The sequence below is a fragment of the Dietzia sp. B44 genome (assembly GCF_014145245.1).
GTDB classification, from domain to species: Bacteria; Actinomycetota; Actinomycetes; order Mycobacteriales; family Mycobacteriaceae; genus Dietzia; species Dietzia natronolimnaea.
The window spans coordinates 6408-15949 of record NZ_JAALEF010000233.1 but is presented as its reverse complement, the minus strand read 5'-3'; the positions used below and the strand labels follow the sequence as shown (position 1 = coordinate 15949).

Annotated in this window: 8 protein-coding genes; 7 read left to right on the top strand and 1 reads right to left on the bottom strand. The window is 70.2% G+C overall.

Annotated features, from left to right (window positions below; genetic code table 11):
• The coding region (locus tag G6017_RS08555) for a short-chain fatty acyl-CoA regulator family protein (protein ID WP_182616938.1) at positions 1–1306 on the bottom strand (1306 nt) is incomplete at its 3' end.
• A 193-nt stretch (positions 1307–1499) separates the two neighbouring features.
• Between G6017_RS08555 and aceA the strand changes: the two genes are divergently transcribed.
• From aceA to G6017_RS08520, 7 genes are all read left to right on the top strand, one after another.
• Positions 1500–2789 carry an isocitrate lyase gene (gene aceA / locus G6017_RS08550; protein ID WP_182609726.1) on the top strand — a complete coding sequence of 430 codons (1290 nt, stop codon included), beginning with the start codon at positions 1500–1502 and terminating at the stop codon, positions 2787–2789.
• A gap of 163 nt (positions 2790–2952) precedes the next feature.
• Positions 2953–3873 (top strand): 3-hydroxybutyryl-CoA dehydrogenase, encoded by a 921-nt coding sequence (locus G6017_RS08545; protein ID WP_182609725.1) that lies wholly within the window; start codon positions 2953–2955, stop codon positions 3871–3873.
• A gap of 5 nt (positions 3874–3878) precedes the next feature.
• Positions 3879–6179 carry a 5-methyltetrahydropteroyltriglutamate--homocysteine S-methyltransferase gene (metE, locus tag G6017_RS08540; RefSeq protein ID WP_182616937.1) on the top strand — a complete coding sequence of 767 codons (2301 nt, stop codon included), beginning with the start codon at positions 3879–3881 and terminating at the stop codon, positions 6177–6179.
• Between the two features lie 77 nt (positions 6180–6256).
• Positions 6257–6565: a hypothetical protein gene (locus G6017_RS08535; protein ID WP_182616935.1), complete on the top strand. Its 309-nt coding sequence runs from the start codon at positions 6257–6259 to the stop codon at positions 6563–6565.
• Between the two features lie 89 nt (positions 6566–6654).
• Positions 6655–7863, top strand: coding sequence for a DUF445 domain-containing protein (locus G6017_RS08530; RefSeq protein ID WP_182616933.1), 1209 nt, complete (start codon positions 6655–6657; stop codon positions 7861–7863).
• 160 nt (positions 7864–8023) lie between these two features.
• Positions 8024–8545: a helix-turn-helix domain-containing protein gene (locus G6017_RS08525; RefSeq protein WP_187700505.1), complete on the top strand. Its 522-nt coding sequence runs from the start codon at positions 8024–8026 to the stop codon at positions 8543–8545.
• Between the two features lie 79 nt (positions 8546–8624).
• Positions 8625–9542, top strand: a 918-nt coding sequence (locus G6017_RS08520; RefSeq protein ID WP_182616931.1) for a hypothetical protein, incomplete at its 3' end; no start/stop codon positions are given.

Here is a 9542-nt window from a genome sequence, read left to right as displayed (position 1 = left end):
CGGACCCGATCTTGGTGGCGGCGTCGGCGTCGGCGAGGTCGAGTCCCTGCGCGTAGACGGTGCGGTGGGCGTGCCGGGCCTCGCAGCCCAGACCGATCGCGAACGTCTTGCGGGGTTGCCCGAATCGCATGGGCCGGGTGGTGACGGTGCGCGAGACCCACAGGTGCAGACGCCCGTCCGGCAGCTCCGCGACCTGGCGCATGATCTTGCCCGGGAAGGAGAAGGTCTCGTAGACGTTCCACAGCGGGCAGGTGCCACCCGAGGTGGTGAAGTGGACACCGGAGGCCGACTGCCGCTTGGACATGTTCCCCGCGCGGTCGACGCGCACGAAGCTGAAGGGCACCCCGGAGGCTCCCGGGCGCTGGAGGGTGGAGAGGCGGTGGCACACGGTCTCGTAGCCCGTCGCGTAGAAGGTCATCAGGCGTTCCACGTCGTAGCGGAAGTCCTCGGCGGTGTCGAGGAAGCGCTGGTAGGGCATGAGCACGGCCGCGGCGAAGTAGTTGGCCAGCCCGCGCTGGGCCAGGGCGCCGGCGGCGGGGGAGCTGAAGGTGCCGTCGGCCACGAGCTGGTCGAGCAGCTCGCGGTGTTCGAGGAACGCGAGCTCGGACGCCACCCGGAAGGCCTGCTGTCCTCCGGTCAGGTGCGCCGACAGGTCCAACCGGCGGTCCCGGGCGGAGAAGCGGTGCCACAACCCGTCGGGCAGGTCCACGCGGCGCACCACCCGGACGCCGTGGATCTCGGCGAGCCGGTTCTCGAGCTCGGCCCGGACGTCGCCGCGGTTCATGCGGATCCGGGTGGTGAGTTCCTCGGCCGCGGTGTCCAGGGAGTCGATGTAGTTCTGGCGTTGGTAGAAGTAGTCGCGCACCTCCTCGTGCGGCATGGCCAGCGCGAAGGTGTCCGCCTCGTCGGACAGGGCGTTGCGGCTCTCGGTGAGGGCCGCGAGGAGGTCCGCGGAGTTGCGGTACCGCTGGTTCAATACCGCGAAGGCGCGTGCCAGCGACGGGTGGGCACGGACCAGGTCGATCACGTCGCCCGCGGGGATCCCGGTGGAGACCTGGGGGTCGGACAGGGCCTCGGTGAGCTCCGCGATCAACCGCGTGTCGGCGTCGGAGGCGAAGAAGGTCGAGTCGACCCCGTACTCCTCGGACAGTCGGGCCAGCACCCGGGAGGTGACCGGGCGCGTGTCCTTCTCGAGCTGGTTCAGGTAACTGGCAGAGAGCCCGAGCGTCTCGGCGAAGGCGGCCTGGGTGAGACCGTGCTCCTCGCGCAGGCGGCGCAGGCGAGCACCCATGTGGATGGTGGTCATCAGCGGCTCCCGCGGGTCGGTGGTGTGCCCCACATTCTTCGCAAAGTTCGCAAGCAATGCAAGGAAACTCGCCAGATTCGCACAATTCCCAGGTAGACGGGCTGCGATGCGTGTGGCATCCTTTCCAGGTACAGGACGCCGCGCTCGCAATTGTGCGAAGCCGGGTCCGCCCCCGAGACAGAAAAGAGTCGCGATGTCGAACGTCGGCAAGGCACGTACCGCTGCAGAGATCCAGCAGGACTGGGACACCAACCCCCGCTGGAAGGGCATCACCCGCAACTACACCGCCGAGCAGGTGGCGGAGCTGCAGGGCACCGTCGTCGAGGAGCACACCCTCGCCCGCCGTGGCGCGGAGATCCTCTGGGACAAGGTCAACAACAAGGACTTCGTCAACTCCCTCGGCGCGCTGACCGGCAACCAGGCCGTCCAGCAGATCCGTGCCGGCCTCGAGGCCGTGTACCTCTCCGGCTGGCAGGTCGCCGGCGACGCCAACCTCTCGGGCCACACCTACCCGGACCAGTCGCTGTACCCGGCCAACTCGGTCCCGACCGTCGTGCGCCGCATCAACAACGCGCTGCTGCGCGCCGACGAGATCGCCCGCATCGAGGGTGACACCTCGGTGGAGAACTGGCTCGCCCCGATCGTCGCGGACGCCGAGGCCGGCTTCGGTGGCGCCCTCAACGCCTACGAGCTGCAGAAGGCCATGATCGCGGCCGGCGCCGCCGGTGTGCACTGGGAGGACCAGCTCGCGTCGGAGAAGAAGTGCGGCCACCTCGGTGGCAAGGTGCTCATCCCGACCAACCAGCACATCCGCACGCTGACCTCGGCCCGTCTCGCGGCCGACGTCGCGAACGTCCCGTCGGTCATCATCGCGCGCACCGACGCCGAGGCCGCCACGCTCATCACCTCCGATGTCGACGAGCGTGACCGCCCGTTCATCACCGGTGAGCGCACCGCCGAGGGCTTCTACAACGTCAAGAACGGCATCGAGCCCTGCATCGAGCGCGCCAAGGCCTACGCCCCGTACTCCGACCTCATCTGGATGGAGACCGGCACCCCGGACCTCGAGTACGCCAAGCAGTTCGCCGAGGCCGTCAAGTCCGAGTTCCCGGACCAGCTCCTGGCCTACAACTGCTCGCCCTCCTTCAACTGGAAGGCGAACCTGGACGACGACACGATCGCCAAGTTCCAGAAGGAGCTCGGCGCGATGGGCTTCAAGTTCCAGTTCATCACCCTGGCCGGCTTCCACTCGCTCAACTACGGCATGTTCGACCTGGCCTACGGCTACGCCCGTAACCAGATGAGCGCGTTCGTCGAGCTGCAGGAGCGCGAGTTCAAGGCCGCCGAGGAGCGTGGCTTCACCGCCGTCAAGCACCAGCGCGAGGTCGGCGCCGGCTACTTCGACCGCATCGCCACCACGGTCGACCCCAACACGTCCACCGCGGCGCTGAAGGGCTCCACCGAGGAGGGTCAGTTCCACTGACCCCCCGGGTCGCCCTCGAGTAGGGCGGCCAGCACGCTGGCACCACCACACACCGGGGGCCGCGGCCGTCTCCTCGAGGCGGCCCCGGCCCCCGGTCGTGTCTCACGCACTCCCGGGCCGATGCCCGGGCCGACCACCCGGTTCGAAGAAGGACGTGTCGCACATGCCCACCACCCGCGAGGTAGCCCCGGGACAGGGGTCGATCACCCGCGTGGGAGTGGTCGGTGCAGGCCAGATGGGGGCCGGGATCGCCGAGGTCTGCGCCCGCGCCCACGTCGACGTCCTGGTGTGGGAGTCCACCCGGGAGCTCGCCGCCGCGGGCCGCTCCCGCATCCTCTCCTCGCTCGACAGGGGGGTCTCCTCCGGGAAGATCACCCGGCGCGAGCGTGACCAGGCAGCCCTGCGGCTGCGGTTCACCACCGACCTCGGGGACTTCGCCGATCGCCAGTTGGTGATCGAGGCGATCGTCGAGGACGAGGCGGCCAAGACGGCCGTGTTCCGTGAACTCGACGAGGTGGTCACCGACCCGGAGGCGGTCCTGGCCTCCAACACCTCCTCCATCCCGATCATGAAGCTCGGCATGTGCACCGCACGGCCCCGGCGTGTGATCGGCATGCACTTCTTCAACCCCGTCCCCGTGCTCCCGCTGGTCGAGCTGGTGAGCACGCTGGAGACGGGGGAGTCCGTCCGCGATCGCGCCGAGGGGTTCGCCGAACAGGTCCTGGGCAAGCAGGTGGTGCACTCCGCGGACCGGTCCGGAGCGGTGGTCAACGCGCTCCTCGTGCCCTTCCTGCTCTCGGCGATCAGGATGGCCGAGTCCGGCTTCGCCACCCCGGAGGACATCGACAAGGCCATGGTGCTGGGGTGCGCCCACCCGATGGGTCCGCTCTCCCTGGCCGACCTCGTGGGCCTGGACACGGTCAAGGCGATCGCGGACTCGATGTACACCGAGTTCCGCGAACCGCTGTACGCCCCGCCACCCCTGCTGCTGCGCATGGTCGAGGCCGGACGGCTGGGGAAGAAGAGCGGCCACGGCTTCTACCGCTACGACGTGCCCGGCGCCGCTACCCGAGCCGCCCGCTGACCGCCGTGGCCACCGAGCTCGAACGCTCGCACCTCGCCCTGAGCCGTGCGTCCAGCGTGCTGGGCTACCCGCGGATCGGCCCGCGCCGCGAGCTCAAACGCGCGCTCGAACGGTACTGGCACGGTGACGGCACCCGGTCCGAACTCCTCGCCGTGGGGCGCCGGATCCGGGAGTCGACCTGGCAGGAGCTCCGCGACACCGGGCTCACGCAGATCCCGGGACACACCTTCTCCTTCTACGACCACGTCCTGGACGACGCCCTGCTGATCGGCGCCGTCCCGCACCGCTTCCGGGACCTGGTCCGTGACCTGTCCCCGCTGGACACGCAGTTCGCGCTCGCCCGCGGCCGTGCCGACGTGGCGCCCCTGGAACTGGTCGCCCTGCAGGGCACCCCGTACCACTACCGCCAGCCCGAGTTCGAGGACTCCTCCGTCCTGGGCCTGCGACCGGCGGAGTTGCTGGCGGAGGTCGCCCGCGCCCACGAGCTGGGGATCGACATCCGGCCCGTGATCACCGGCCCGGTGTCGCTGCTGCTGCTGAGCAAGCCCGCACCCACCGCCGCCCCCGGCTTCCGGCCGATCGCGCTGCTCGACCGGGTGCTCGAGCAGTACGAGGCCTTGCTGGAGGCGCTGGCGGGGGCGGGCGTGACCTGCGTGCAGTTCGACGAACCCTGCATGACCATGGAGCGCACGCCGGCCGAGGTCGAGCAGGTCCGGCACGCCTACGACCGGCTGTCCGCGGTCCCCAGCCGCCCGCGGATCCTGGTGACGGGACAGTACGGGGACCTGGCCGGGGCGCTGCCCGCGCTCGCGTCCACGGGGATCGAGGCGATCGGTCTGGATCTGGTCCACGGCTACCGGCCCGCGGACGAACTCGCGGCGATCCCGGGACTGGCCGGAAAGCGGCTCTACGCCGGCGTGGTCGACGGCCAGAACGTCTGGCGCACGGACAAGTTCGAGGTCCTGGACTACCTGAGGCAGCTCAAGGCCACCTTCGCCGACCTGGTGGTCTCGACGTCCTGCACGCTGCTCCACCTGCCCTACGACGTCGGGGCCGAGGTGGACCTGCCCGCGGAACTCGAGGACGCGCTGGCCTTCGCGCGACAGAAGGTCGCCGAGGTGGTGTCACTGGCGGACGCGCTGGTGGACGGGCCCACGCCGCGCTGGCGGCCGCTGCCGGTGCGGCCCGGTGCGCGCAGGGAGGACGTGCGTGCCAGGACGGCGTCGGTGGACGACGACGACAAGGTCCGCATGCCCTACGCGGAGCGGGCGCCTCTGCAGGCGGAGCGTCTGGGGCTGCCGATCCTCCCCACCGCGACCCTCGGCTCGTTCCCGCAGACGGTACAGATCCGTCGGGCACGCCGGGACCTGGCCGACGGCCGGATCGACTACGAGCGCTACTGCGGTTACCTGCGGGAGGAGATCGCCTCGGTGATCCGGCTGCAGGAGGACATCGGCCTGGACGTCCTGGTCCACGGTGAGGTCGAGCGCAACGACATGGTGCAGTACTTCGCGGAACTGCTCGACGGGTTCGCCGCGACCCGGCACGGGTGGGTGCAGTCCTACGGGTCCCGGTGTGTGCGCCCGCCCATCCTGTACGGGGACGTGGCCCGGCCCGCGCCCATGACGGTCGAGTGGACGGGGTACGCGCAGACCCTCACCGACCGGCCGGTCAAGGGGATGGTGACCGGGCCGGTGACGATGCTCGCCCGGTCCTTCTGTCGGACGGACCTCGCGCTGCCCGAGGTGGCCACCCAGCTGGCGCTGGTGATCCGCGACGAGGTGGCGGACCTGGAGGAGGCTGGGCTGGCGATCGTCCAGATCGACGAGCCGGCCCTCCGCGAGCTGCTGCCGCGGCGGGGCGCGGACAGGCGGGCCTATCTCGAGTGGGCGGTGGCGACGTTCCGCCTGGCGTCGGCGGGTGCCCGGCCGGACACCCAGATCCACACGCACCTGAGCTACTCGTCGCTCCAGGTCATGAAGGAGGCGATCGAGGGGCTCGACGCGGACGTGACCGCGATCGTCGCGACCCGGTCGATCGACTGGGTCCTCGACGCCCTCACCGACCACACCCTCACGCGGCAGGTGGCCCCGGGTGTGTACGAGTCTCGATCCGGCTTCGTCCCGGACATCGATCTGCTGCATGAGAGGCTGCTCGAGGCGGTGGCGGCGGTGGGGGTGGACCGCCTCTGGGCGGTCCCGGACGGCGGGCTCAAGACCCGCTACACCTGGCAGTTGGAGCCGAGTCTGCGCAACCTGGTCACCGCGGCGCGACGAATCCGCCGGGCGGTTGCCCGCGGGACCTGAGGTTCCAATAGAATCGGGTCAAGCAACTCCCGGGCCGCCGCGTCCGGGATCGGTAGTAGACGAAAGAGGACGACATCATGGCCGGTCAGACCCTCGAGCACACTGGTGCTGCCATCGTCGAGGAGTACTACCCGAAGTACGCGACCGAGGTGGCGCCCACCTACCCGCTGTACTCGACCGAGATCTACGCCGGTTCGGCCATCATGCTGCTGTCGATGAGCATGCTGGGTCTGCCCATCACGGCGCTCGCCTTCTACACCGACGACATGGACGTGTCCCTCGGTCTGGTCGTGGCCGCGGTCGTGGCCACCGTCGTCGTCTTTGTCATCGGACTCGCGGTGTGCATGATCGGGTTCCGCAAGTACGGGCGCAAGGACGCACACTGACGCTCGACCCGGTCGCCGCGGCGGGCGGTTCCGCCCTGGTCGCGGGTGACCCGGCGACCGACGCGGAGCGCAGGGCTGCGCTCCGCCGCATGAAGCTGGTCGCGACGGGGTTCCTGGTCGTGGCCGGGATCATCTTCCTCTTCGCGGAGTATTCGCTGTCCAACGGCGCCGGGGCGTGGGCCGGGTACGTGCGCGCGGCGTCCGAGGCGGGGATGATCGGTGGCCTCGCGGACTGGTTCGCGGTCACCGCGCTGTTCCGTCACCCGCTGAGGATCCCCATCCCCCACACGGCGCTGATCCGCAAGAAGAAGGACCAGCTGGGGACCTCGCTGGGCACCTTCGTCGGCGAGAACTTCCTCGATCCCGAGATGGTCAGCGAGAAGGTCCGCAGCGCCCGGATCCCCGCGCGGGCGGGCGAGTGGCTCCAGGAGGAGGACCACCGTGCGATCGCCTCCGACCAGGCGGCCAAGGCGATCCGGTCCGTCCTGGCGGTCCTGCGAGACGAGGACGCCACGGCGATCATCGAGCGGACCATCGTCGCCCGGATCGCGGAGCCGAAGTGGGGACCGCCCGCGGGCCGGATCCTGGCCGAGCTCCTCGAGGAGGGCCGCCACCTGCCTCTCCTCGACCTCATGGCCGACCGCACCCACGGGTGGGTCGAGGCCAACCCGGAGACCATCGACCGCTGGGTCCGCGAGAAGGCGCCCACCTGGGCGCCGCAGTTCGTCAACGAGCTGCTCTCCGACCGCGCCTACCGCGAGCTCCGCGAGTGGACCTGGCAGATCAAGGTGGACAAGCAGCACGCGGTCCGCCTTGCCCTGATCGGGTTCGTCGAGGACTTCGCCCGCGACCTCCAGCAGGACCCGGCCACGATGGACAAGCTCGAGATCTTCAAGGCGGAGGTGATGAACCGCGAGGAGGTCCGTCGGGCGGCGGCCTCCGCCTGGACGGCGGCCAAGCGGATGATCGTCGAGGCCACCGAGGACTCCTCCTCGACCCTCCGGGTGAAGATCGACGACCTCCTGCGCCGGCTGGCCGATCTCCTGGTCGGCGACGAGAAGGTCCGGGCGCGCCTCGACGACTACATGACCCGCACCGCGGCGTACGTGGCGGTGAACTACGCCGGCGAGGTGACCTCGATCATCGCCGATACCGTCGAGCGGTGGGACGCCGACGAGGCGTCCGAGAAGATCGAGCTGCTCGCCGGAAAGGACCTGCAGTTCATCCGGATCAACGGCACGCTCGTCGGCGCCCTCGTCGGCGTGATCATCCATCAGTTCACCCTGCTCGTCTTCTGACCTGCTCATTCGACCTGCCCGTTCGTTGACGCGGCCCCTGAGGGGGCCCGCCGCGAGCCTGTGACCCATCACACCGCTCCGGCCGCTTGCTGCAGTTAGCACTCGTTGCTAGCGTTGTCCTCAGACGACGTGAGACGCACGGCGAGGGGAGGTGGACTCCATGGCCGAGAAACGTGGCCGGGAGACCGGCAGGAAGCCCGGGTCGACCGCCGCGCAGGCGGTCGAACCGACCGCTGCGACCCTCGCGCGGAGGGCCAAGCCGACCGGCGAGGTCCCCCGTCACGACGACGTCGCCCCGCAGGGTGACGACGACAAGCGCATCTCCGAGTCGCAGGACATCGGGTCGTTCATCCGCGCCCAGCGGGAGGCCGCCGAGGTGTCCATCCGGCAGCTCGCCGAGCGTGCCGGCGTCTCCAATCCGTATCTGAGTCAGATCGAGCGTGGGCTGCGCAAGCCGTCCGCTGAGGTGCTGGGTCAGATCGCACGAGGTCTGAGGTTGTCCGCCGAGGTGCTCTACGCCCGCGCCGGGATCCTCGAACTGAAGGAGGGCAGTCCGGTGAGGGACGCCATCCTCACCGCGCCCGACCTCACCGAGCGTCAGAGGGAGGTGCTCGTGGAGATCTACGAGTCGTTCCGAACGAACAACGCGACCGCCGCCGAACAGGTCGTCGACGTGCACTGAGCCCGTCCGACGGCGGCCCCGTGGGGCCACGTCACATCCCACCCCGCAACACCTGCATGACAACGATCAAGGAGCCGACATGAGCCAGAAGAAGCCCGTTTCCAAGAAGACCCCCGCCCAGGCCGCCGCCGCGCAGGCCGAGTCGCAGGCCAACCCCAAGGACACCGCGCCGAGCGGCCCGCTCGGTCAGGCGCTGTCCGCCGTGCGCACCCCGGTCTACGCCTACGTCGGCGTGAACGACCTCGCGGTCCAGGCCGTGTCCGGGCTGGTCTCGGACCTCCGTCGTCGCGCGGAGGAGGCCGTCACCGACGCCCAGACCAAGGTGAACGAGCGCGTGACCGACGTGCAGAACCGGGTGACCGAGCGCGTGGCGGACGTGCAGAACCGCGTCACCGAGGTCCCCGATCGCGTGCAGGCGCTGCCGGCCGAGGTCGAGGAGCTGGTCAACCGGTTCCGCCCCGAGGAGCTGCGGAAGGTCGCCGACGCCTACGTCGAGGTCGCGGCCGGGATCTACGGTGGGCTCGCCGCCCGTGGCGAGGACGTGGTGTCCCGCCTGCGTGAGGAGAACCCGCAGCTCGAGGCCGGCCTGGCCCGCGTCAACGAGCAGGTCGCCCGCGCGGCCGGCGCCATGGAGGAGCAGGTCGAGCTGGGCGAGGACGCGCTCGGCACGGTCGCCCGCCAGACCCGGTCGATCGGCGTGAAGGCCGCGGGCCGCGTGTCCAAGGCCGCCCGTCAGGCCGCCGAGGAGGCCGGTACCGCCGCCGACAAGGCCGCCGACAAGGTCGAGGACGCCGCGTACGCCGCCTCGGACGAGGTCCAGAGCGGTGCCGCGAAGCTCGAGGCCCAGGCGGCCCAGGCCAAGAAGGCGACCGCGGAGAAGGCCCCGGCCAAGAAGGCTCCCGCGAAGAAGGCCCCGGCGAAGAAGGCCCCGGCCAAGAGCGCCGCGAAGTCGACCACCGCCTCCAAGTCGACCACGGCGTCCAAGTCGACCACGGCG

Coding starts and splice junctions, on each gene's coding strand:
- aceA (WP_182609726.1), top strand. CDS start 1,500: ATGTCGAACGTCGGCAAGGCACGTACCGCTGCAGAGATCCAGCAGGAC.
- G6017_RS08545 (WP_182609725.1), top strand. CDS start 2,953: ATGCCCACCACCCGCGAGGTAGCCCCGGGACAGGGGTCGATCACCCGC.
- G6017_RS08535 (WP_182616935.1), top strand. CDS start 6,257: ATGGCCGGTCAGACCCTCGAGCACACTGGTGCTGCCATCGTCGAGGAG.
- G6017_RS08530 (WP_182616933.1), top strand. CDS start 6,655: ATGAAGCTGGTCGCGACGGGGTTCCTGGTCGTGGCCGGGATCATCTTC.
- G6017_RS08525 (WP_187700505.1), top strand. CDS start 8,024: ATGGCCGAGAAACGTGGCCGGGAGACCGGCAGGAAGCCCGGGTCGACC.